Genomic DNA, 21731 nt, shown 5'->3' with positions numbered 1-21731 from the left:
ACGCTGCGGCTCAACCCCACGCCTTACAGGGCCTGGTTTTGCGGGCTTGAATCCGATGAAAAGTCTTTTAGGGAACCCCTCAGCCCCATCACGGCCTAAACTGCGCAAACCGACCCGAAGGAGTGTGCCCGATGAGCCGTATCGAAACTGACAGCCTGGGAGAAGTGCTAGTCCCGGATGACGCTTACTGGGGTGCGCAGACCCAACGCTCGCTGATCAATTTCGCCATTGGTGAGCAACGCATGCCTCTGGCCGTGTTGCACGCCCTGACCCTGATCAAGAAAGCCGCAGCACGGGTCAACGACCGCAATGGCGACCTGCCCGCCGATATCGCACGGCTAATCGAACAGGCCGCCGACGAGGTGCTCGACGGCCAACATGACGACCAGTTCCCCCTGGTGGTCTGGCAGACCGGCAGCGGCACCCAGAGCAACATGAACGCCAACGAAGTGATCGCCGGCCGCGCCAACGAGCTGTCGGGCAAGCCTCGTGGCGGCAAGAGCCCGGTGCACCCCAACGATCACGTCAACCGTTCCCAGAGCTCCAACGACTGCTTCCCCACCGCCATGAGCATTGCCACAGTGCAGGCGGTGCATCAGCGATTATTGCCGTCGATCCGCGAGTTGTCCGGCGGCCTGGCAGAGTTGTCAGCGCGCCATATGAAGCTGGTGAAGACCGGTCGCACCCACATGATGGACGCAACACCGATTACTTTTGGCCAGGAAGTCTCGGCCTTCATCGCGCAACTCGATTACGCCGAACGGGCCATTCGCAGCGCCCTGCCTGCTGTCTGCGAACTGGCCCAGGGCGGTACCGCCGTCGGCACCGGGCTCAATTCGCCACACGGTTTTGGTGAAGCGATTGCCTCTGAGTTGGCGGCGCTGTCGGGCCTGCCGTTTGTCACTGCGCCGAACAAGTTCGCCGCGCTGGCGGGTCATGAGCCGCTGACTACCTTGTCCGGCGCCCTGAAAACCCTGGCGGTGGCGCTGATGAAAATCGCCAACGACCTGCGCCTGTTGGGTTCCGGCCCACGTGCGGGGTTGGCGGAAGTCAAGTTACCGGCCAATGAGCCGGGCAGTTCGATCATGCCCGGCAAGGTCAACCCGACTCAGTGTGAAGCCTTGTCGATGCTGGCCTGCCAGGTGATGGGCAATGACGTAACCATCGGTTTTGCCGCAAGCCAAGGTCATTTGCAGTTGAACGTGTACAAACCGGTGATCATTCACAACCTGCTGGAGTCGATCCGCTTGCTGGCCGACGGTTGCAGCAACTTCCAGGAGCATTGCATCGCCGGTCTTGAGCCCGATGCCGAGCAAATGGCCGAACACCTGGAACGGGGCTTGATGCTGGTCACCGCGCTGAACCCACATATCGGCTACGACAAATCAGCGCAGATTGCCAAGAAGGCCTATACCGAAGGCCTGACGCTGCGGGAAGCGGCGCTGGCGCTGGGGTATCTCACCGATGAAGAGTTTGATCAGTGGGTGCGCCCGGAAAACATGTTGTAGAAAGGGGGACGCCTAGTTCTTGCTCGCGAAAAGCCTGAGAGCGCTGTTGGGTGTCAAGTTTTCTACGTCATCGTTAACGACCTTCGCGAGCAAGCTCGCTCCTACATCAAGCGTGCTCGCCGGGCCTTGAGCCCGGCGAACAACGAAGGCGCCAACGCTACCGTCGCCGACCCCAGCACCACCAGCAACGCTCCGCCATAACCCAAGGCGTTGATCTGCTCGGCATGCACATAGTCAGGCCATAGCCACACCGCCAAAGCCACCGCGACAAAGGTCACCAAAGGCGTCATCGCCAGGGTCGCGCTGACCCGCGATGCTTCCCAATGGGCCAAGGCCTCGGCAAATGCACCGTAGGCAATCAGCGTATTGAAACAGCACGCGAGCAGCAGCCAGCCTTGCAACGGGCTCAGTTGCAGTGCTTGCATGGGCTGCGCCCACGGTGTGATTAGCAAGGCGCAACACAGGTAGATCACCATCATCACCTGCAATGAATTCCATACCGTCAGCAATTGCTTCTGGCCCAAGGCATAGAAGGTCCAGATCGTGGTTGCCAGGAGAATAGTCAGTACCCCGGCAGTGTAGGTTCCCAGGGACGTCAACAGCTCCGTCAGGCGTTGATTGAAGAACAACGCAAAACCGATGATCAGCACCAGCAGGCCCATGCCCTGCCCCAGGCTAAAGCGCTCCTTGAAGATGAAGACACTGGCGATCATCAGAAAAATCGGCCCCACCTGCACCACCAGTTGTGCGGTGCCGGGGCTCAGCATTTTTAGCCCTACCAGATACAGCACGTAGTTGCCGACCAGCCCGCACACGGCCATTGCCACCAGCCAGCCACCGCGCGGGCCGAGGGACCGCCAGCTGGGCAGACGCCGGACAGCGGCGAGATAGACAAACAGACAAACACCGGAAACCGTCAGGCGAAACCAGGTCACGGTGATCGGGTCCATCACCTGCAACACTTGTTTGAGCTTGATCGGCAGAATGCCCCAGAGCAGCGCGGTCAACAGGGCCAGGGATAAACCGTAGACCCAGCGGCCGGAAGATATGTGCATGAGTGCCCCGGATATCAGAGAAATAAAGGCTGCATTCTAGGGGATGTGCGGATCGGGGATAGGTATTTGTGATTGAGTACATATCCGTTGCTGCGGTCATGGCGGCTTAGCACCATCCGCCTTTCTGGAGCGAGCTTGCTCGCGAAGAACCTGAGGGCGCCACGGTGATTCAGGATGTCCGCGTCATCGTTAACGACCATCGCGAGCAAGAACTAGGCGTCCCCCTCGCTCCTACAGGTGGCATGGGGTCCGCTCTTGCTTCTCACCACTCAGGTCGGCTACCAGGCCGCCGTGCTTTTGATCTTGATCTTAGGCGCCCCGTTAAACCACGATGGCTGAACGCAGGCATTGATCCGTGGGTAAACCGGCAGGACGCCGGTTTAGCCGCGCTGGGCCAAGGATGGCCCATCGCGGCGGCCCACGGAGCAATGCCGGAGTGAAGGCATGCCGAGCCACAGCGAGGCACCAAGTGGTGGGGCAAGAGCCTTTGGTTACTTTGGGCTTTTCAAAGTGACACGCCGTAAGGGCGTAACCCTAAGCCGCCATGACCGCAGCAACGGATATACACCCAACCCAACCCAACCGAGGCCCCCGACTAACGCACCGCTTCGAACAACCCCGTCGCCCCCATCCCGCCGCCCACGCACATGGTGACGATCCCATACCGAAGATTGCGCCGTTGCAACTCACGCACCAAGTGCCCGACCTGCCGCGACCCGGTCATGCCAAAAGGGTGACCAATCGAAATCGAGCCGCCGTTGACGTTGTACCTGGCGTTATCAATCTCCAGCCGGTTGCGTGCATACAGGCACTGCGAAGCAAAGGCCTCGTTGAGCTCCCACAGGTCGATATCCGCCACCGAAAGCCCCCGCGCCTTGAGCAACTTGGGCACCGAGAACACCGGACCAATGCCCATCTCATCCGGCTCGCAACCGGCGACGGTAAAACCACGGAAAAATGCCTTCGGTTTGAGCCCCAGTTCCAGTGCCTTTTCCAGGCTCATCACCAACGTCATCGAGGCCCCGTCAGACAACTGCGACGAGTTGCCCGCCGTCACCGATCCGTCTTCGGAAAATACTGGCTTCAAACCGGTCAGGCTGGCCAGGGTGGTATCCGGGCGATTGCAGTCGTCGCGGTCCACCACGCCATCAAGAATTTGCACCTCACCGGTATTCTTGTCTTCCACCTTGTACTTGACCGTCATCGGCACGATTTCATCGTCGAACAAACCATCGACCTGGGCCTGCGCCGTACGCTGCTGGCTTTGCAGGGCGTACAGGTCCTGCTCTTCGCGGCTGACGTTATAGCGACGGGCGACGATTTCGGCGGTCTGACCCATGGGGAAGTAGATGCCCGGCACCTGCTCCTTGAGCAACGGGTTGATCAGGTTGTCGGTGTTCACGCTTTTCATGGTCAGGCTGATGGACTCGACACCGCCGGCGACGATGATCTCACTGCAGCCAGAAGCAATCTGGTTGGCGGCGATGGCAATGGCCTGCAAGCCCGACGAACAGAAACGGTTGAGGGTCATGCCAGCGGTGCCAGTGCCCAGACGGGACAGCACCGCCACATTGCGACCAATGTTGTAGCCCTGGGCGCCTTCGTTGGAGCCGGCGCCGACGATGCAATCCTCGACGCTGGCCGGGTCAATACCGTTGCGAGTCAGCAGGGCATTGACGCAATGGGCGGCCATGTCATCGGGGCGAGTCTGGTTGAACTTGCCGCGAAAGGACTTGGCCAGGCCGGTTCGCACGCTGTCGACGATCACTACTTCACGCATGGGCTACCTCATTATTGTGGTTATTGAGAGATGGACCGAGCATAGATCCAGCCCTCACGAACCGCGACAATCATTCACCCCGCGTATGTCACGAGTACGGACAACTATTTTGATGGTGAACCCATACCCTGTGGCGAGCGTCGGCCCGACTACTTCTTTTTGCCTTTCTTCTTGTCGTGCTTGTCAGACCGCTCGAACGCCGCCTCCAGCGCCAGGTTGATGGTGCGCAGCACCTTGACCCGCGCCCAGCGTTTGTCATTGGCCTCCACCAGCGTCCAGGGTGAAATCTCAGTGCTGGTGCGATCAACCATATCGCCCACCGCCGCCCGGTAGTCATCCCATTTGTCGCGGTTGCGCCAGTCGTCTTCAGTAATTTTGAAGCGCTTGAAGGGAATTTCTTCCCGAGCTTGAAAGCGTTCCAGCTGGGTCTGTTTGTCGATGGCCAGCCAGAACTTGACGACGATGACGCCGGCGTCGCTCAACTGTTCTTCAAAGTCGTTGATCTCGGCATAAGCGCGCATCCAGTCAGCCGGTGTGCAGAACCCTTCGATCCGCTCCACCAGCACTCGGCCATACCAGGAGCGGTCGAACACGGTGAACATGCCCCGCGCCGGAATTTGCCGCCAGAAGCGCCAAAGGTAAGGCTGTGCACGCTCGTCCTCGGTGGGCGCGGCAATCGGCACGATGTGGTACTGACGTGGATCAAGGGCGGCGGCGACACGACGGATCGCCCCGCCCTTGCCCGCCGCATCGTTGCCCTCGAACACCGTCACCAACGCGTGCTTGCGCATGCGTTTGTCGCGCATCAAGCCGGAAAGCCGCGCCTGCTCGGTAATCAGTTGTTCTTCGTAGTCGTCCTTTTCCAGGCGCAAGGTCATGTCCAGGCTGCCCACCAGGCTCAACTGGTCGACAGAAGACGGCAGCGGCGCAGGGTTAATGCCGCTGGCCTTGGCCTTGAGCCGCTTGAGGGCGTTCTGCAAACCTTCCAGGAGGATCCTGCCAACGGTCAGCCCGCGATAATGCGCATCGACCCCTTCAATCACATGCCAAGGCGCGTAGTCGCGGCTGGTGCGGCGCAATACCCGCTCACCGAAATGCACGAACTTGCCGTAGGTCTCGGACTGCTGCCAGTCCAGCGGGCTGATGCGCCAGCTGTGCAGCGGGTCATCCTGCAGGGCCTTGAGCCGGGCCTTCATTTGCTTCTTGGACAGGTGAAACCAGAACTTGAAGATCAGTGCGCCTTCATCGCAGAGCATTTGTTCCAGGCGCTCGGCGCCGGCAATGGCCTGGTCCAGCCGCGCGTCCTTGATCTGCCCATGAACCCGGTCCTGGAGCATCTGGCTGTACCAGTTGCCGAAAAAAATCCCCATGCGTCCCTTGGCCGGTAACTGTCGCCAATAGCGCCAGGCCGGTGGGCGGGCCAGCTCTTCGTCGGTCTGCTGGTCGAAGGTGCGCACCTCAATCAGTCGCGGGTCCATCCACTCATTGAGCAGCTTGACCGTTTCGCCCTTGCCGGCGCCTTCAATGCCGTTGATCAGCACGATCACCGGGAACCGACCTTGCTGTTGCAGTTCGTACTGAGCTTCCAGTAAGGCTTCGCGCAGGGCCGGTACTTCGGCGTCGTAAGTCTCTTTGTCGATGGCGTGACCAATTTCGGCAGATTCAAACATGGGCGACTCCCTTCCAAGATGGGTCAAGACTAGCGGATTGGGCACCACGGCGGGAGGGCAATTCCATGGCACTTGCCGTGGATCAATTGCCTGGTGTGGGATCGGCTAGAATAGCCGCCTTGCCTTTGCCGAGTTGCCCATGAACCCAGTACTGCCCAATGCCCAGCTCGACTGGGATGATCAGGGACGCCCGCGCTCGCGGGTCTTCGATGACGTGTACTTTTCCGACCAATCGGGCCTGGAAGAAACGCTCTATGTATTCATCGAGCAGAACCGCCTGCAAGAACGCTTCGCCGCCTTGCCCGCAGGTGGCAGGCTGGTGATTGGCGAAACCGGTTTCGGCACCGGGCTGAACTTTCTCTGCGCCTGGCAGCTGTTTGAACAACACGCGGTGCAAGGCGCCCGCCTGCATTTTGTCAGCGTGGAAAAGTACCCGCTCAGCCACGCCGACCTGCAGCGGGCCCTGGCCCTTTGGCCGCAGCTCAAGCCTTTTGCCGATCAGTTGCTGGCGCAGTACATCGCCATTCACCCAGGCTTCCAGCGCCTGGTGCTGGATAACGGTCGCGTGACCCTGACGTTGCTGATCGGCGATGCCCTGGAGCAATTGCCGCAACTGGACGCACAGGTCGACGCCTGGTTTCTCGACGGTTTTGCCCCGGCGAAAAACCCGGACATGTGGACCGCCGAGCTGTTTGCCGAACTGGCGCGGCTGGCGGCGCCGGGCTCGACCATCAGCACCTTCACCAGTACCGGGTGGGTACGGCGCCTGCTCAATGGCGCCGGGTTCAAGATGAAGCGCACACCGGGCATCGGCCATAAGTGGGAAATCCTGCGGGGAGAATTTCTCGGTTGGCCGGCCGATACGCCTGCGCCTGCCGCGATCAAGCCCTGGTTCGCCCGCCCGCCAGCGATCAACGGCGAGCGACGGGCCCTGGTGATCGGCGGCGGTCTGGCCGGTTGCGCCAGTGCTGCCAGTCTCGCGGCGCGGGGTTGGCAGGTCAGTCTGCTGGAGCGCCATGACGGCCTGGCCCAGGAAGCCTCAGGCAACCCGCAAGGGGTGCTCTATCTCAAACTGTCCGCCCATGGCACCGCGCTGTCGCAGATGATTGTCAGCGGATTCGGTCATACCCGGCGCCTGCTGGAACACCTGCAACGCGGCGTGGACTGGGACGGCTGTGGCGTGCTGCAACTGGCCTTCAATGCCAAGGAGGCCGAGCGTCAGGCGCAACTGGCCGAGGCCTTTACGGCCGATTTGTTGCATCTGCTGGACAGAGACCAGGCCCAGGCTCGTGCCGGTATTGCTCTGGAGCACGGCGGGATGTTTTTCCCCGAAGGCGGTTGGGTTCACCCTCCAGCGCTCTGCCAATGGCAGGCAGGGCAACAGGGCATCGATGTTCTGGTCCATCACGAGGTGCTTGAGCTACGCAAGGTCGAAAGCCAGTGGCAGGCCTGGGACGGTGAGCAGTTACTGGCCAGCGCGCCGGTGGTGGTGTTAGCGGGTGCCGCCGAGGTCAAGCGTTTTACCGCCAGCGCCGAGCTGCCCCTCAAGCGCATTCGCGGGCAAATCACCCGGTTGCCACAGACGGTAGCGAGTCAGCAACTGGCGACCGTGGTGTGTGCCGAAGGTTATGTCGCACCGCCGCGCCTGGGTGAGCACACCCTGGGGGCCAGTTTCGACTTCAAGAGCGATGACCTGACGCCCAGCGCCGCCGAACACGCCGGCAACCTGGCGCTGCTGCAGGAGATTTCCCCGGATCTGGCGCAGCGCCTGCAGGCCGACACCCTCGCCCCCGAAACCCTCGCGGGGCGCGCCGCTTTTCGCTGCACCAGCCCGGACTATTTGCCCATCGTCGGGCCACTGGCCGACCCTCCGGCGTTTGCCCAAGCCTATGACGCCCTGCGCAAGGATGCCCGCCACACACCAGACGTTGCCTGCCCATGGCTGGACGGCCTGTACGTCAACAGTGGCCATGGCTCACGGGGCCTGATCACCGCGCCGTTGTCCGGCGAACTGCTGGCGGCGTGGCTGGACAATGAACCGCTGCCCTTGCCCAGAAACGTGGCCGAGGCCTGTCATCCGAATCGATTCGCCATACGGGCGCTGATTCGCAGCAATGTCACAAAAACGCAAAAGTAATCTGTCGCGCACCGCCCCCCAAGCACAGGCCCCACAGCCCGCCGAGCAGGTTCCGCGAGGCTGCGGCCCTTTGCCTTATAACTGATTGTTCTAAAACTCCCTGAATGCACTCGGGTCAGTCTCTGGGTGCCCACACATTTTGTCGTGATGCACTTTTACCCCTCCCCAACGGAAAAACCGGTAAGGAATTTATGTGCGGATTAGCTGGAGAATTACGTTTCGATCACCAACCTGCCGACCTGGCAGCGGTGGAACGAATCACCCATCACTTGGCCCCTCGCGGACCTGACGCGTGGGGCTTCCATGCCCAAGGGCCTATTGCCTTGGGCCATAGACGCCTGAAAATCATGGACCTGTCGGACGGCTCCGCCCAACCGATGGTCGACGCCCAATTGGGCCTGTCCCTGGCGTTCAACGGTGCAATCTATAACTTCCCGGAGCTGCGCGCCGAACTCGAAGCACTGGGCTATGCGTTCTATTCCGCGGGTGACACAGAAGTGTTGCTCAAGGGCTATCACGCCTGGGGCGAGGCGCTGCTGCCCAAGCTCAATGGCATGTTTGCCTTCGCCATCTGGGAGCGTGATGCCCAGCGCCTGTTCATCGCCCGTGATCGCCTCGGGGTGAAGCCGCTGTACCTGTCGCGCACCGGCCAGCGCCTGCGTTTCGCCTCGGCCTTGCCCGCGTTGCTCAAGGGTGGCGATATCAACCCGATCCTTGATCCGGTTGCGCTCAACCACTACCTGAACTTCCACGCCGTGGTGCCTGCACCACGCACCCTGTTGGCGGGCATTGAAAAGTTGCCGCCGGCCAGTTGGATGCGCATCGACGCGGATGGCAAGACCGAACAGAAAACCTGGTGGACCCTGCCTTACGGTCCCCACGCCGACGAAACCAACCTCACCCTGGAAGACTGGACAGACCGTGTCCTCGACAGCACCCGCGAAGCCGTGGCCATTCGTCAACGGGCAGCAGTGGATGTCGGTGTGCTGCTCTCGGGCGGCGTCGATTCCAGCATGCTGGTAGGCCTGTTGCGAGAAGTCGGCGTGCAGGACTTGTCGACCTTCTCCATCGGCTTCGAAGACGCCGGTGGCGAGCGTGGCGACGAGTTCCAGTATTCGGACCTGATCGCCAAGCACTACGGCACTCGTCACCACCAATTGCGCATCGCCGAAAGCGAGATCATCGAGCAATTGCCGGCAGCCTTTCGCGCCATGAGCGAGCCGATGGTCAGCCATGACTGCATCGCCTTCTACCTCTTGTCTCGGGAGGTGGCCAAGCATTGCAAGGTGGTACAGAGCGGCCAAGGCGCCGATGAACTGTTCGCCGGTTACCACTGGTACCCGCAGGTGGATGGCGCCAGCGACCCGTATGGCGCCTATCGCGATGCGTTTTTCGACCGTAGCTACGATGACTACGCCGCCACCGTCCAGCCACAATGGCTGACGGCCAATGACGCCGCCGGTGACTTCGTGCGCGAGCATTTCGCCCAGCCCGGCGCCGAAGCAGCTGTGGATAAAGCCCTACGCCTGGACAGCACGGTGATGCTGGTGGACGACCCGGTCAAGCGCGTGGACAACATGACCATGGCCTGGGGTCTGGAGGCGCGCACGCCGTTTCTCGACTATCGCCTGGTGGAATTGTCGGCCCGTGTGCCGGGTAAATTCAAACTGCCGGACGGCGGCAAACAAGTGCTCAAGGAAGCCGCGCGACGGGTGATTCCCAGCGAAGTCATCGACCGCAAGAAAGGCTACTTTCCGGTGCCCGGCCTCAAGCACTTGCAGGGCGATACCTTGAACTGGGTGCGCGATCTGCTGCTGGACCCGAGCCAGGATCGCGGCCTGTTCAACCCCGCAATGCTTGACCGCTTGCTCACCGACCCCCAAGGCCAATTGACCCCGTTGCGCGGTTCCAAGCTGTGGCAACTGGCGGCACTGAACCTGTGGCTCAGCGAACAAGGAATCTGATTCATGAAACCTCATGCCACGGCTTACAGCCAACGCTTGCTGCGGGGCCAGGCGCCCTCCTATGAGCGCCTGCAAGCCCGCTTCGCCGAAGATGGCAGCGAACTGGGCCCCGAGCCTGTCGCCGTGCACTGCGGCTGGGGCCGGCTGTTGATCGGCCATACCTTTCCCGACCCAGCGAGCCTGGCCCTGGAGTTGCTCAACGAGCAGCCTGGGGAACGGGATATCGCCCTGTATGTGGCGGCGCCCCAGCAAATTCTGGGGATTGATCCCCTGCAGTTGTTTCTTGATCCCTCCGACACCCTGCGCCTGTGGTTTAGCGACTACCGCCCGGCGACCAGGGTATTTCGCGGTTTTCGCATTCGCCGCGTGCAGAGCGAGACGGATTGGCAGGCGGTCAATCAGCTGTACCAGGGCCGCGGCATGTTGCCGGTGGACCCGGCGTTGCTGACCCCACGCCATCAAGGCGGGCCGGTGTACTGGCTGGCCGAGGATGAAGACAGCGGCGCAGTGATCGGTAGCGTCATGGGCCTCAATCACCAGAAAGCCTTTCACGATCCGGAAAACGGCTGCAGCCTCTGGTGCCTGGCGGTGGACCCGCAATGTACCCGGCCCGGGGTCGGCGAAGTGCTGGTGCGCCATCTTATCGAACACTTTATGAGCCGTGGGCTGAGTTACCTTGACCTGTCGGTATTGCACGATAACCGTCAGGCGAAAAGTCTCTACGCCAAGCTTGGCTTTCGGCCGCTGACCACCTTCGCCATCAAACGCAAGAACGGCATCAACCAGCCGCTGTTCCTCGGGCCGGGGCCACAAGCGGGGTTCAATCCCTATGCGCGGATCATCGTCGAGGAGGCCCATCGACGCGGAATTGATGTGCAAGTAGACGATGCCGATGCGGGCCTGTTCACCTTGAGCCATGGCGGGCGCCGGGTGCGCTGCCGGGAGTCTTTGAGCGACCTGACCAGCGCCGTCAGCATGACCTTGTGCCAGGACAAGAGCCTGACCCATAAGGTGCTCAAGGCCGCGGGGCTTAACCTGCCGGCGCAACAGTTGGCGGGGAGTGCCGACGAGAATCTGGAGTTTCTCGACGAACACCGGCGCATCGTGGTCAAGCCGCTGGATGGCGAACAGGGCCAAGGCGTGGCGGTGGATTTGCAGACTATCGAAGAGGTGCAGAAAGCCATTGAAGCGGCGCGCCAGTTCGATGGTCGGGTGTTGCTGGAAAGCTTCCACGAAGGCCTGGACCTGCGCATTGTAGTGATCGGTTTTGACGTGGTGGCTGCCGCGATTCGCCGCCCGGCAGAAGTGATCGGCGACGGCCAACACACCATCGGCGCCTTGATCGAAGCCCAGAGCCGTCGACGCCAGGCTGCCACCGACGGCGAAAGCAAAATCCCGGTGGATGATGAAACCCAACGCACCCTTCATGCCGCCGGCTACGACTACAGCAGCATCCTGACGCCCGGCCAACACCTGTCGGTGCGCCGTACCGCCAACCTGCACACCGGCGGTTGCCTGGAGGATGTGACCGCCATTTTGCACCCCACCCTGGTGGACGCCGCCGTGCGCGCTGCACGAGCCCTAGACATTCCCGTGGTCGGGCTCGATCTGATGGTGCTGGCGGCTGACCAGCCGGAATACGTATTTATCGAAGCTAACGAACGCGCGGGCCTGGCAAATCATGAGCCGCAGCCGACGGCTGAGAAGTTTGTGGATTTGTTGTTCCCCCATAGTCAGCCTTCAAGCTGAGCTGATCCGAATCCAAGGAGTCTTTATGACCCGAACCATCCCCGAACCGGATCTTAACTACCTGCAAAAAGTGCTGTTGGAAATGCTCGCCATTCCCAGCCCTACCGGGTTTACCGACACCATCGTGCGCTACGTCGCCGAGCGTCTTGAGGAGCTGGGCATCCCCTTTGAAATGACCCGCCGCGGGACTATTCGCGCCACCCTCAAGGGCCAGAAAAACAGCCCCGACCGCGCCGTGTCCGCGCACCTGGACACCATCGGCGCCGCCGTGCGTGCGATCAAGGACAATGGCCGCCTGACGCTGGCACCGGTAGGCTGCTGGTCCAGCCGTTTTGCCGAAGGCAGCCGCGTCAGCCTGTTTACCGACAACGGTGTGATACGCGGCAGCGTGTTGCCGCTGATGGCTTCCGGGCATGCGTTCAACACCGCCGTGGATGAAATGCCCATCAGTTGGGACCACATCGAGTTGCGCCTGGACGCCTACTGCGCCACCCGGGCCGATTGCGACTCGCTGGGGGTCAGCATCGGCGATTTCGTCGCCTTCGATCCATTGCCGGAATTTACCGAGAGCGGACACATCAGCGCCCGCCACCTGGACGACAAGGCCGGTGTCGCGGCACTGCTGGCCGCACTCAAGGCCATCGTCGACAGCGGCGAGCCGTTGCTGATCGACTGCCATCCACTGTTCACCATCACCGAGGAAACCGGCAGTGGTGCGGCAGCGGCATTACCTTGGGATGTCAGCGAGTTCGTCGGCATCGACATCGCCCCGGTCGCGCCAGGGCAACACTCCAGCGAGCATGCGGTGAGCGTGGCCATGCAGGATTCCGGCGGGCCGTATGACTATCACCTGTCCCGGCATTTGCTGCGCCTGGCGTCGGACAACGAACTGCCGGTGCGTCGCGACCTGTTCCGCTACTACTTCAGCGATGCCCATTCGGCGGTGACTGCCGGCCACGATATCCGCACCGCCCTATTGGCATTCGGCTGCGACGCCACTCATGGTTATGAGCGCACCCATATCGACAGCCTGGCGGCGTTGAGTCGCCTGCTGGGCGCCTACATTCTCAGCCCGCCGGTATTTGCCAGCGACGCGCAACCGGCCCAAGGGTCCCTGGACCGCTTCAGCCATCAACTGGAACACGAGACGCAGATGGAGAGCGACACCCGGGTGCCGTCGGTGGATAGTTTGGTCGGTCAAAAGTCCTGATACTGGCAACAATGATCCCGGCGAAGTAGCATCGCCGGGATTCCTGAACCGAGGCTTGTATGCTGATCCCCTACGACCAACTTGAAGTCGACACCCTGACCCGCCTCATCGAAGACTTCGTCACCCGCGACGGCACCGACAATGGCGATGACACGCCCCTGGAAACCCGTGTATTGCGGGTGCGCCAAGCGCTGACCAAAGGCCAGGCACTGATCATCTTCGACCCCGAGAGTGAGCAATGCCAGTTGATGCTCAAGCACGATGTGCCCAAGCATTTGTTTGACTAGGGATTGGACTCCGGTAACAGAAGAATGACGATTTTTTTGACATCGCGGACGTTTCTTAAATGCTGCGTAGCTTTTGTGGCGAGCGGGTTTACCCGCTCGCCACAGGGTAATGGCTTGACCTGCAATATCACCCCTTCGCCGACTGGGCCTTGGCCCGCATCTTGTCCGCCATCACCGTCATCTCGTTATAGAGCAACTGCGGGGTCTTCTGCTTCAACGCCCAGGCCATCCGCCCCTGCTCATGAGGCAGGATCATGAATTCACCCTCGGCCACCCGTTGATAGATGTAGTCAGCAATCTCGGCGGCGCTGATAGGCGAGCTTTCCAGCAGTTTGCCCACTTGGGCTTTCATCGCCGGGGTCGGGCCACGGAAGGAGTCCAGCAGGTTGGTCTGGAAGAACGACGGGCACACCACATGTACGCCGACTTCCTGTTGCTTGAGTTCCACCAGCAGGCTTTCCGATAACGCCACCACACCGGCCTTGGCCACGTTGTAGTTGCTCATGGCCGGGCCTTGCATCAGCGCTGCCATGGAGGCGATGTTGATGATGCGGCCCTTGCTCTTTTCCAGCAGCGGCAGGAACGCCTTGCAGCCCTTGACCACGCCCATCAGGTTGATTGCGATCTGCCAGTCCCAGTCCTCCAGGGACAGTTCGCTGAAGAAACCGCCAGAGGCCACACCGGCGTTGTTGACGATCACATCGATACCGCCCAGTTTCTCTTCACAAGCCTGTGCGAAAGCCGTCAGTTGGCTGTAGTCGCGCACATCGCAGCGCTGGATAAAACCATCACCACCGGCCTCACGTACCTGCTTCAGGGTTTCTTGCAGGCCCTGCTCGCTGACATCCGACAAGGCCAGTTGCCAACCCTCGCGGGCCCAACGCAGCGCGATTTCGCGTCCCAGGCCAGACCCGGCGCCAGTGATCATCATGCGATTTTGCATAGGAAGTAGCCTTGTGGTTCACAGAAGAAGTGAGCCGCAGTGTAGCGAAGGTCTTTAGTGCACCCACGCACCATCAGAGTGCTGAATGCCACGGGCAAACCGCGGGGCGGGTCGAAGGACTGGAAATCATGGAAGTTCAATCTTTTTAAACTTGGAAAACGCCACTACTACAACGTTAAAAGAAATAAGCCACCCACCAAAAAGCTTTAAAAAAATAGGGAATTTTCTGCTGAGCGCAGGGGTCGGAATTATTAAGGCGTCCGAATTAAAGTGTCGGGCCTATGACTTAACAACCGGGTCTTTTCAGAAGACTAATAAGGAAAACAAAATATGAGCCTCATTCTTATCATTATTCTGATCCTCCTGCTGGTCGGCGGTCTGCCAGTGTTCCCACACTCCCGCAACTGGGGTTATGGGCCGTCGGGTATTCTCGGCACCGTATTGGTAGTGCTGCTGATTCTGTTGTTGCTCGGCAAGATATAAAGCGTCTACACACTGAAAAAGATGTAAAAAAAGAGGCCTTGAAGAAGGCCTCTTTTTATTCGCCGTTATTTAGTCCGGCATACCGTCTACTACACCTGCCGTGTTATCCAGCAGGCTCTTGGTAGCGGTCTGCAGGAACGCCTCAAGTTTTTGCTTGAGTTGTGCCTCATCAGGCGATTCAGGAATCACTTTGCCGGTGGGGTTGGCGCCCAGTTCGTACTGCCACAGTTTGGGCGGCATTTCCTTGGGCAGGACCAGTACGCGGTCAGCGGTGAGCAAGGCCACGGTCTGGTCGCTGCCCGAAGGCTTGATCACGCCAAAGCCCTTGTCGCCTTCCGGCAAGTTGAGCAAGTCACGGCCCCAGCACTGGTGACGGGTTTCACCGCCCAGGCGGCCCATGATAGTCGGCACGATGTCGATCTGCGTACCCACGGTGTGGTCAAGCTCGCCGAATTTTTCCTGCATGCCCGGCGCGATCATCAGCATCGGCACGTTGAAGCGACCCAGGTCCATTTCGGTGATCTGCTGCTCGTTGCCGAAGCCATGGTCACCGACGATGACGAACAAGGTTTCCTTGAAGTACGGCTCCTTGCGGGCCTTTTCAAAGAACTGGCCCAGGGCCCAGTCGGAGTAGCGCATGGCCGTCAAATGGTCGTTGAGGCTGCCACGGTCGGTGACTTTGTCGACCGGCAATGGCGTTGGCAAGGCGTACGGTGTGTGGTTGGACAGGGTTTGCAGCAATGCATAGAACGGCTTGCCGCCTTCGCGGGCCTTCAACTCTTCCAGGCCACGGTTGAACATGTCCTGGTCAGATACGCCCCAGGTCGGATCGGAAAACACCGGGTCGACATAGTCGTTGCGGCCGATAAAGTTGGTCATGCCCTGGTTGCTGAAGAAGCCAGACTGGTTGTCCCAGGCGAAGTCGCCGTTGTAGACATACACGTCTTCGAAATCACGGACGCTGAGCAATTGCGGCAAGCCGGACAGCTTGTGGCTGCCTTCCGGAGTCTGCATCAGGTATTCAAAGCCTGGCAGGTTCGGGAAACAGGCCATGGTGGCGAACATGCCCTGGTGAGTATGGGTGCCGTTGGAGAAGAAGCGGTCGAACAGCAGGCCTTCCTTGGACAGCTTGTCGAAGTACGGCGTGACATTGCCCGGACGACCGAGGGCGCCCACCGAGTGACCGGCGAAGCTTTCCATCAGGATCACGACGACGTTCTTGATTGGCAGGGTTTTCTCGGCCGGTGGCGTGAAGTCACGGCGCACTGCGGCGGTGTCGGCGTCTACCAGTTTCTCGTCTGGCATCACCAGCATGTCCCGCACAGTCTGCGTGGCCAGGGGTTGTTCCAGAGTGGCCTTCCAAACATTGGTGCGATGCTCGGAGAATCGCGCCTTGGCTGCGGCAATCAGCGACAAGGTGCCGTTGAGGCCCAGCTGGTTGGCGAAGTTCGAATCGGTGGTGTAGACATCACCCCAACGCAGCGGCGGGCCCTGGCGAAGCGTGCCACGGGCGGCAACCACGGCAATCAGCAGGCAGACCACGAACACGCCGATGCGGGTGTACCACGGCGCCACTTGGCGGGTGCCGACGGTGCCACCGCTGAACGGGCCACGAGGCCGGGTGGCGCGATCGGCGCCCTTGAAGGCGATGTTCAGGATCAGCGTACCCAAGGCCCAGGCCAGCAGGTAACGCACCACCGGGAAACCGTACCAGAGCATGCTCATCACGGTTTTCGGGTCTTCTTTCACGTACTGGAACACCAAGCCGTTAAGGCGCTGGTGGAACTCGCGGTAGAAGTCCATCTCCATCAGGCCCAGGAACAGGGCGATGCTCGAGGCGACGGTCAGCCAGAACCGGAAGAACCCGCGAGCGGCCATGGCCCGCACACTGAACAGCGCCAGAATCAGCGGGATGCTCAGGTACACCACCAGGCGCAGGTCCAGGCGCAGGCCGTTGGCGAATGCTTCGAGGAAGGTCGAGGCCGGCGTGTCGAGGATCATCTCGCGGTTGTACACCAGCAGCGCCAGGCGCAGCAGGGAGAACATCACCATCATGACCAGAGCGCAAAGCAGCGTGTAAGCCAGATGGGATTTGACGGTCGGTTGCAGCAAGCGATTAGAAGCTCGCTGCTGACTCAGGGCGTCCGGGTTTGCCATGTCGTTTCAGGACCCATTGGAAGTTTAAGTTGCGAAATAATGCAGCGGCGTGCAGCCCTCGCCCATACCAATCGAGGTCGAGTGCTGACGCGGGGGGGCAAATGGTGCCCGATCAACAGCATCTACGCCATTGATTACTGACCGCGCCCTGCTTGCCCACCGTTGCAGATGCCAGCTTAGAGCCTTGGCAGAGAGAATAAAGCCGGCGAATTGTCTTGGATGGAATGTGAAAATTTCGTACAGCGAATATCTCGATACACAAAAAACCGTTCAGGCTTTATCGTTGAGTCCGACCTGCCTTTGTGGATTGCCCCGCATGTTTTATCGCTACCACCCAAGCCCTCTCGGCCCGCTGCTTTTGGCAGCGGACGAACAGGGGCTGCGCGTGTTGTACATGGACATCCACCAGGAGCATGTCCAGGCGCAATGGTCCCCGGCAACGAATGAGCTGGACGAGGTGTGCCGCCAGCTTGATGAATACTTCGCCCGCAAAAGAGAAGTCTTTGAGCTACCCCTGGCACCAGTGGGCACGCCATTCCAGCAGCAGGTCTGGCAAACACTGTTGCTGATTCCTTACGGGCGTACCTGGACTTATGGCGAGCAGGCCCGGCACCTGGACAACCCCAAGGCCATTCGCGCCGTAGGTACTGCCAATGGCGCCAATCCAATTTCCATCATCATTCCCTGCCACAGGGTGGTGGGCAGTGATGGAACGCTGGTGGGGTACGGTGGGGGGATTGAAAACAAGTTGAAACTGCTGGAGTTGGAAGGCAGTTGGTTGATTTGAACAACACTGCGCCGCTCGTACAACGAGGCTGCGTCCGGCGGACGGCCTGACACACCGCAAACGAAGCCTCGTTTCATTCGACAGTTGCTACGGGAGGGATTGCAGAGTTGTCAGTCAGATCCGCACATTGCCCCGTGGCCCGGCAATCGCCCAGATGATCAAGCCCAACACTGGCAGCAGCAGGATCAACAGGATCCACAGCACTTTTGCCCCGGTGCCGGCGCCGCTTTTGAACACGTTGATGATCGCCCAGATATCCAGCGCCAGGATGATCAACCCGATCAGACCATTAAAAGTGGAACCCATGGTGTCGCTCCTAAGTGAGGGCTTGCCTCTTTAGGATAGTTCGCCGTGACGAGGGTTCCGTATTATTTCAGACGTGGACCGCAACCCGCAGGGCTTCCAGGGAAGGCTCGCCCTTGATGCCAACCTGGGCACACAACTCCAGCACCCGTGGCACATCGTTGCCATAGACCAGCACGATCTGAATCTCGTCATCGAGCAACTGGCTGAAGTTCATCAACACATAGCCGCCGTTTTCCGGGTTCATGGCGCTCATCTGGATCTGGATGCGGTTCAGCGCGGTGAGCGCCTCGGTTTTAGCAAGCTGCTTGGACTTGAGATTGAACGCCACGCCGGGGCCGAAGGAGGCGACGATCTGGGCGAACAGGTCCTGATAAGTGTCGGCCTGGAACAGCACCGTATCCGGCAGGCTTCCGACGACAATCCATTCACCCAACGGCATCGGAAAAGTATCGTCGTAGTTGATGTCCGGGTTGGCCGTCAAAAACGCCTCGGGATCAGCAAACGCCTGAGCCGCTTCGTCGGCCACTTTTACGATCTCGGTTTCGCTCATGCAGCCGGAGCTGATTTTGTTGATGAGTTCGACGAGTGCGGTTTTCATGGGGCGAATCCTGTGGCTGAGGCTGATTTTGAGGGCGCGAAGATAACACTGGTCTATGGAGGGCAACAATTCCAGTTTTGGCCGGTATCTACACATCTCTTGAGGTTGCCGATGGCTGGGGCTTGCCGGCAATGGACTTACAGGCACCGCGCTCACTCAGAAAGCCCGCGTCATCGTTAACGACCATCGTCGGAACGCCGCCCGGAGCAAGAACTAGGCGTCCCCCTCGCACAAGAGATCCGCTTTTGCCTTTCACCACTCAGGTCGGCTACCAGGCCGCCGTGCTTTTGCTTTTGATTTTGATCTTAGGCGCCCCGTTAACCACGATGGCTGAACGCAGGTATTGATCCGTGGGTAAACCGGCAGGACGCCGGTTTAGCCGCGTTGGGCCAAGGATGGCCCGTCGCGGCGGCCCACGGAGCAATGCCGGAGTGAGGGCATGCCGAGCCACAGCGAGGCACCAAGTGGTGGGGCAAGAGCGCTTTGGTTACTTTCGCGCTTTTCGAAAGTGACACGCCGTAAGGGCGTAACCCCAAGCCGCCCTGACCAAAATAACGGATATGTACCCAACCCAACCCAACCCAGCCCAGCCTGCCCACATGTGACCGTGCAAGACATTACGCCACGCCACGCCTACACCAGTTTTTGCAACTGCGCCGCCGTATCCACTGCGCCCATGGTCTGGGCCGCGGCCAGCGCGGTAACGCCCTGGGCGTCCGTTGCCTTGGGGTTGGCGCCCTTGGAGATCAAGTAATCCACCATCTCGGTGCGATTGAACATCGCAGCCATCATCAACGCAGTACGACCATCGACGGATGCGCCTTCAACCTGGGCACCGCCTTCGATCAGCGCCTTGACCACATCCAGGTTGCCCTTGAACGCCGCACCGGCAATCGGCAACTGGTTCTTGTCGTTGGCAATCTGCGGATCGGCCTTAAATTCCAGCAGCACTTTCACCGCATCGGCGTGGCCGTGGTAGGCGGACAGCATCAACAGGGTGTCACCATTGTGGTTACGCAGATTGGCCGGCAAGCCCTTGGCCAGCAGTGCCGCGAGCAAGGCTGCATCGCCCTTGCGCGCCACGTCGAAGACCTGCTCGGCAAACTCGGCAGCTTCTTCTTCGGTCATTTGTTTGGCTTGGTCTGTCATCTGTGGCTCCCTGTTTGGCATTTCGTAAGGCGCTCAGTTTCCCGAGCGCCGCCAAACCTGTCACCCCTTTTTTCCTCACCGCGGCCATAGGCACAATCAATAGCGAAACTTTCCGGACTGGATATCCGCAAGCATGTCGCCGGTCACGGGCACATAGGTATCGGAGCCCGGCAACCAGGCGTACAGCGGATCGCCACCGACCTTGGCCGGGTCGAACGCTTCTTCCTTGAGCCGCACCTTCTGGTATTTAAAGGTGCCGGTGGTTTCCATTTTCACCTTGATCCGCAGGAACAACGGCACGGCATAGGACGGCAGTTGGCCATGGGCGAACTGCAATAACGCCCGCATATCCAGGGCGGCCAGGGATTCAGACGGGGTAATCGCCGCCATCCCGGCCCGGCCGTTGGTGTTGTGGATCTCAACGCCGTAAGCGACCGCTTCGGCGATCTGCGGGTGTTGCAGGAAGATATTTTCCACTTCGGTGGTGGAGACGTTTTCGCCTTTCCAGCGGTAGGTATCCCCGAGGCGGTCGACAAATTGCGCATGGCCGAAACCGATGCTGCGCAACAAATCACCGGTATTGAAATAGCGATCGCCCTTTTCAAATACATCGCTGAGCACCACCTTACGGTTCTTCTCGGGGTCGGTGTAGCCATCAAACGGTGCCTTGTCGTCAATCCTGGCCAGCAGCAGACCCTGGCCGCCCTTCTGCACTTCGCGCATAAATCCGTTACTGCCGCGAATCGGCTCACAGGTGTCATGGGCGTAGTCCACGAGCGCCCAGTGCATCAGGGAAAAGCCTATGGTGTTATCGAAATTCAACACATTGGTGAAGCCGATATTGCCGTCGCTGGCGGCATACAGCTCGCAGATGTGATCGACGCCGAAACGCTCCTTGAATTGTGCCCAGACTCCAGGGCGCAGGCCGTTGCCGATCATTTTCACCACGCGGTTGTCCCGGTCGTGTGCGCTGGGCGGTTGGTCGATCAGGTAACGGCACAGTTCACCGACATATCCCAGGGTCGTGGCGTTGAATTTACGTACATCGTCCCAGAACTGGCTGGCGCTGAACTTGCGGCGGATGGCAAATCCCGACGCCCCGGCAATCGCCGAACCCCAGCACACGCACAAGCCTGTGGCGTGATACAGCGGCAAGGTGCAATACATGACGTCATCGGGCCCCATGTCCAGGGCGATGGTGCCGAAGCTGGCTGAGGATTTCATCCAGCGACCATGCTTGAAGATGCCGGCCTTGGGCAGGCCCGTGGTGCCGGAGGTGTAGATGTAGAAGCAAGGGTCGTTGAAGTAGATCTGCTGGCTGCTGGCCGGATTACCCACCGAGGCTCCAGCGCTGGCCGCCATCAAGTCGACGTAGCCACCCGGCGCAGGGGTCTGGAGCTGCTCGGCGACAAACCAGATTCGCGCCGGGTCAATCGCCACCTGATCGCGCACGGCCGTGTAGGCCGCGACCAGCTCTGCCCCCACGACAATGGCCGCCGGCTTGACCAGGTTCAGGCTGTGTACCAGCACCGCGTGGGTTTGTGCGGTGTTGAGCATGGCGCAAATGCCGCCGACCTTGGCCACAGCCAGCACGGTCAACAACAGTTCCGGACGGTTTTCGATGAACAGCGCCACCACGTCGCCCTTGCCGATGCCCTGCTCCAGCAGATAATGGGCAATGCGGTTGGCCTGCTGGTTGGCCTCGGTGTAGCTGAGCACCCGGTCGCCATACAGCAACGCGACGCCATCGGGGTTGCGCAGGGTGGCCTGTTCGAAGGTGAAGCCCAGCCCGCAAGGCTGGTTGAGGTCGGTGATGTTAGCGACGCGGATGCCGCGTACCAGCCTTGGCAAGGCCCGGACGATAGTGGGCACCTTACGCAACATCATGCCCCAGGTAATCATGTCACTTTGCTGATGGCTCATGAGCGGGAACGTCCTTTTTCTTATT

Annotated in this window: 17 protein-coding genes and 1 pseudogene; 8 read left to right on the top strand and 10 right to left on the bottom strand. The window is 60.3% G+C overall.

Annotation, left to right across the window (positions count from 1 at the left end; all coding sequences use genetic code 11):
- Window positions 1–131: 131 nt before the first annotated feature.
- Window positions 132–1508, top strand: coding sequence for a class II fumarate hydratase (locus tag FQ182_RS10520; RefSeq protein ID WP_149411567.1), 1377 nt, complete (start codon window positions 132–134; stop codon window positions 1506–1508).
- Between the two features lie 101 nt (window positions 1509–1609).
- Here FQ182_RS10520 and FQ182_RS10515 read toward each other — a convergent pair whose 3' ends face one another.
- The 4 genes and pseudogenes from FQ182_RS10515 to pap all read right to left on the bottom strand — a co-directional run bounded on the left by FQ182_RS10515 (window position 1610) and on the right by pap (window position 6013).
- Window positions 1610–2563, bottom strand: a complete 954-nt coding sequence (locus FQ182_RS10515) for a DMT family transporter (protein WP_149411566.1) — start codon at window positions 2561–2563, stop codon at window positions 1610–1612.
- Between the two features lie 125 nt (window positions 2564–2688).
- Window positions 2689–2763 (bottom strand): annotated as a pseudogene (locus tag FQ182_RS30195) (outer membrane lipoprotein carrier protein LolA); the annotation flags it as partial.
- Between the two features lie 395 nt (window positions 2764–3158).
- Complete coding sequence (locus tag FQ182_RS10500; RefSeq protein WP_149411564.1) at window positions 3159–4343, bottom strand: thiolase family protein; 1185 nt, start codon at window positions 4341–4343, stop codon at window positions 3159–3161.
- Between the two features lie 149 nt (window positions 4344–4492).
- Window positions 4493–6013 carry a polyphosphate:AMP phosphotransferase gene (gene pap / locus FQ182_RS10495; protein ID WP_149411563.1) on the bottom strand — a complete coding sequence of 507 codons (1521 nt, stop codon included), beginning with the start codon at window positions 6011–6013 and terminating at the stop codon, window positions 4493–4495.
- 139 nt (window positions 6014–6152) lie between these two features.
- Between pap and mnmC the strand changes: the two genes are divergently transcribed.
- The 5 genes from mnmC (at window position 6153) to FQ182_RS10470 (ending at window position 13360) form a co-directional block, all read left to right on the top strand.
- The gene (gene mnmC, locus FQ182_RS10490) at window positions 6153–8150 is read left to right on the top strand and encodes a bifunctional tRNA (5-methylaminomethyl-2-thiouridine)(34)-methyltransferase MnmD/FAD-dependent 5-carboxymethylaminomethyl-2-thiouridine(34) oxidoreductase MnmC (RefSeq protein WP_149411562.1); all 1998 of its coding nucleotides are present in this window, start codon (window positions 6153–6155) and stop codon (window positions 8148–8150) included.
- A gap of 191 nt (window positions 8151–8341) precedes the next feature.
- Window positions 8342–10114: an N-acetylglutaminylglutamine amidotransferase gene (locus FQ182_RS10485; protein ID WP_149411561.1), complete on the top strand. Its 1773-nt coding sequence runs from the start codon at window positions 8342–8344 to the stop codon at window positions 10112–10114.
- A gap of 3 nt (window positions 10115–10117) precedes the next feature.
- Window positions 10118–11863: an N-acetylglutaminylglutamine synthetase gene (ngg, locus tag FQ182_RS10480; RefSeq protein WP_149411560.1), complete on the top strand. Its 1746-nt coding sequence runs from the start codon at window positions 10118–10120 to the stop codon at window positions 11861–11863.
- Window positions 11864–11888: 25 nt separating this feature from the next.
- Window positions 11889–13073 (top strand): osmoprotectant NAGGN system M42 family peptidase, encoded by a 1185-nt coding sequence (locus FQ182_RS10475; protein WP_149411559.1) that lies wholly within the window; start codon window positions 11889–11891, stop codon window positions 13071–13073.
- A 59-nt stretch (window positions 13074–13132) separates the two neighbouring features.
- Window positions 13133–13360: a YheU family protein gene (locus FQ182_RS10470; protein WP_149411558.1), complete on the top strand. Its 228-nt coding sequence runs from the start codon at window positions 13133–13135 to the stop codon at window positions 13358–13360.
- A 127-nt stretch (window positions 13361–13487) separates the two neighbouring features.
- On the opposite strand, the gene FQ182_RS10465 is transcribed toward FQ182_RS10470, so the two are convergent.
- Complete coding sequence (locus FQ182_RS10465) at window positions 13488–14303, bottom strand: SDR family oxidoreductase (RefSeq protein ID WP_149411557.1); 816 nt, start codon at window positions 14301–14303, stop codon at window positions 13488–13490.
- Window positions 14304–14633: 330 nt separating this feature from the next.
- On the opposite strand from FQ182_RS10465, the gene FQ182_RS10460 reads away from it, so the two are divergent.
- Window positions 14634–14786, top strand: a complete 153-nt coding sequence (locus FQ182_RS10460; RefSeq protein WP_003216767.1) for a DUF3309 family protein — start codon at window positions 14634–14636, stop codon at window positions 14784–14786.
- A 69-nt stretch (window positions 14787–14855) separates the two neighbouring features.
- Here the strand turns inward: FQ182_RS10460 and FQ182_RS10455 are convergent, their stop codons facing one another.
- Complete coding sequence (locus FQ182_RS10455) at window positions 14856–16943, bottom strand: LTA synthase family protein (protein WP_149411556.1); 2088 nt, start codon at window positions 16941–16943, stop codon at window positions 14856–14858.
- A 316-nt stretch (window positions 16944–17259) separates the two neighbouring features.
- On the opposite strand from FQ182_RS10455, the gene FQ182_RS10450 reads away from it, so the two are divergent.
- Window positions 17260–17730 (top strand): methylated-DNA--[protein]-cysteine S-methyltransferase, encoded by a 471-nt coding sequence (locus tag FQ182_RS10450; protein WP_149411555.1) that lies wholly within the window; start codon window positions 17260–17262, stop codon window positions 17728–17730.
- A 114-nt stretch (window positions 17731–17844) separates the two neighbouring features.
- Here FQ182_RS10450 and FQ182_RS10445 read toward each other — a convergent pair whose 3' ends face one another.
- The 4 genes from FQ182_RS10445 to FQ182_RS10430 all read right to left on the bottom strand — a co-directional run bounded on the left by FQ182_RS10445 (window position 17845) and on the right by FQ182_RS10430 (window position 21706).
- A complete protein-coding gene (locus tag FQ182_RS10445; RefSeq protein WP_010176042.1) occupies window positions 17845–18036 on the bottom strand; it encodes a PLDc N-terminal domain-containing protein in 192 nt (63 codons plus the stop codon).
- A gap of 67 nt (window positions 18037–18103) precedes the next feature.
- Window positions 18104–18634, bottom strand: coding sequence for a hypothetical protein (locus FQ182_RS10440; protein ID WP_149411554.1), 531 nt, complete (start codon window positions 18632–18634; stop codon window positions 18104–18106).
- A gap of 633 nt (window positions 18635–19267) precedes the next feature.
- Window positions 19268–19783 (bottom strand): ankyrin repeat domain-containing protein, encoded by a 516-nt coding sequence (locus FQ182_RS10435; RefSeq protein WP_149411553.1) that lies wholly within the window; start codon window positions 19781–19783, stop codon window positions 19268–19270.
- 96 nt (window positions 19784–19879) lie between these two features.
- Window positions 19880–21706 (bottom strand): long-chain-acyl-CoA synthetase, encoded by a 1827-nt coding sequence (locus tag FQ182_RS10430; RefSeq protein ID WP_149411552.1) that lies wholly within the window; start codon window positions 21704–21706, stop codon window positions 19880–19882.
- Window positions 21707–21731: the final 25 nt, after the last annotated feature.

It is taken from the genome of Pseudomonas sp. ANT_H4, from assembly GCF_008369295.1.
Taxonomy (GTDB): domain Bacteria; phylum Pseudomonadota; class Gammaproteobacteria; order Pseudomonadales; family Pseudomonadaceae; genus Aquipseudomonas.
The sequence above is the reverse complement of the archived record's forward strand: the minus strand, read 5'-3'. Positions and strand labels throughout refer to the sequence as shown.

Bases quoted from the DNA above. Each gene is read 5' to 3' on its own strand.
- FQ182_RS10520 (WP_149411567.1), top strand. From the start codon at position 132: ATGAGCCGTATCGAAACTGACAGCCTGGGAGAAGTGCTAGTCCCGGAT.
- FQ182_RS10515 (WP_149411566.1), bottom strand. From the start codon at position 2,563: ATGCACATATCTTCCGGCCGCTGGGTCTACGGTTTATCCCTGGCCCTG.
- FQ182_RS10500 (WP_149411564.1), bottom strand. From the start codon at position 4,343: ATGCGTGAAGTAGTGATCGTCGACAGCGTGCGAACCGGCCTGGCCAAG.
- pap (WP_149411563.1), bottom strand. From the start codon at position 6,013: ATGTTTGAATCTGCCGAAATTGGTCACGCCATCGACAAAGAGACTTAC.
- mnmC (WP_149411562.1), top strand. From the start codon at position 6,153: ATGAACCCAGTACTGCCCAATGCCCAGCTCGACTGGGATGATCAGGGA.
- FQ182_RS10485 (WP_149411561.1), top strand. From the start codon at position 8,342: ATGTGCGGATTAGCTGGAGAATTACGTTTCGATCACCAACCTGCCGAC.
- ngg (WP_149411560.1), top strand. From the start codon at position 10,118: ATGAAACCTCATGCCACGGCTTACAGCCAACGCTTGCTGCGGGGCCAG.
- FQ182_RS10475 (WP_149411559.1), top strand. From the start codon at position 11,889: ATGACCCGAACCATCCCCGAACCGGATCTTAACTACCTGCAAAAAGTG.
- FQ182_RS10470 (WP_149411558.1), top strand. From the start codon at position 13,133: ATGCTGATCCCCTACGACCAACTTGAAGTCGACACCCTGACCCGCCTC.
- FQ182_RS10465 (WP_149411557.1), bottom strand. From the start codon at position 14,303: ATGCAAAATCGCATGATGATCACTGGCGCCGGGTCTGGCCTGGGACGC.
- FQ182_RS10460 (WP_003216767.1), top strand. From the start codon at position 14,634: ATGAGCCTCATTCTTATCATTATTCTGATCCTCCTGCTGGTCGGCGGT.
- FQ182_RS10455 (WP_149411556.1), bottom strand. From the start codon at position 16,943: ATGGCAAACCCGGACGCCCTGAGTCAGCAGCGAGCTTCTAATCGCTTG.
- FQ182_RS10450 (WP_149411555.1), top strand. From the start codon at position 17,260: ATGTTTTATCGCTACCACCCAAGCCCTCTCGGCCCGCTGCTTTTGGCA.
- FQ182_RS10445 (WP_010176042.1), bottom strand. From the start codon at position 18,036: ATGGGTTCCACTTTTAATGGTCTGATCGGGTTGATCATCCTGGCGCTG.
- FQ182_RS10440 (WP_149411554.1), bottom strand. From the start codon at position 18,634: ATGAAAACCGCACTCGTCGAACTCATCAACAAAATCAGCTCCGGCTGC.
- FQ182_RS10435 (WP_149411553.1), bottom strand. From the start codon at position 19,783: ATGACAGACCAAGCCAAACAAATGACCGAAGAAGAAGCTGCCGAGTTT.
- FQ182_RS10430 (WP_149411552.1), bottom strand. From the start codon at position 21,706: ATGAGCCATCAGCAAAGTGACATGATTACCTGGGGCATGATGTTGCGT.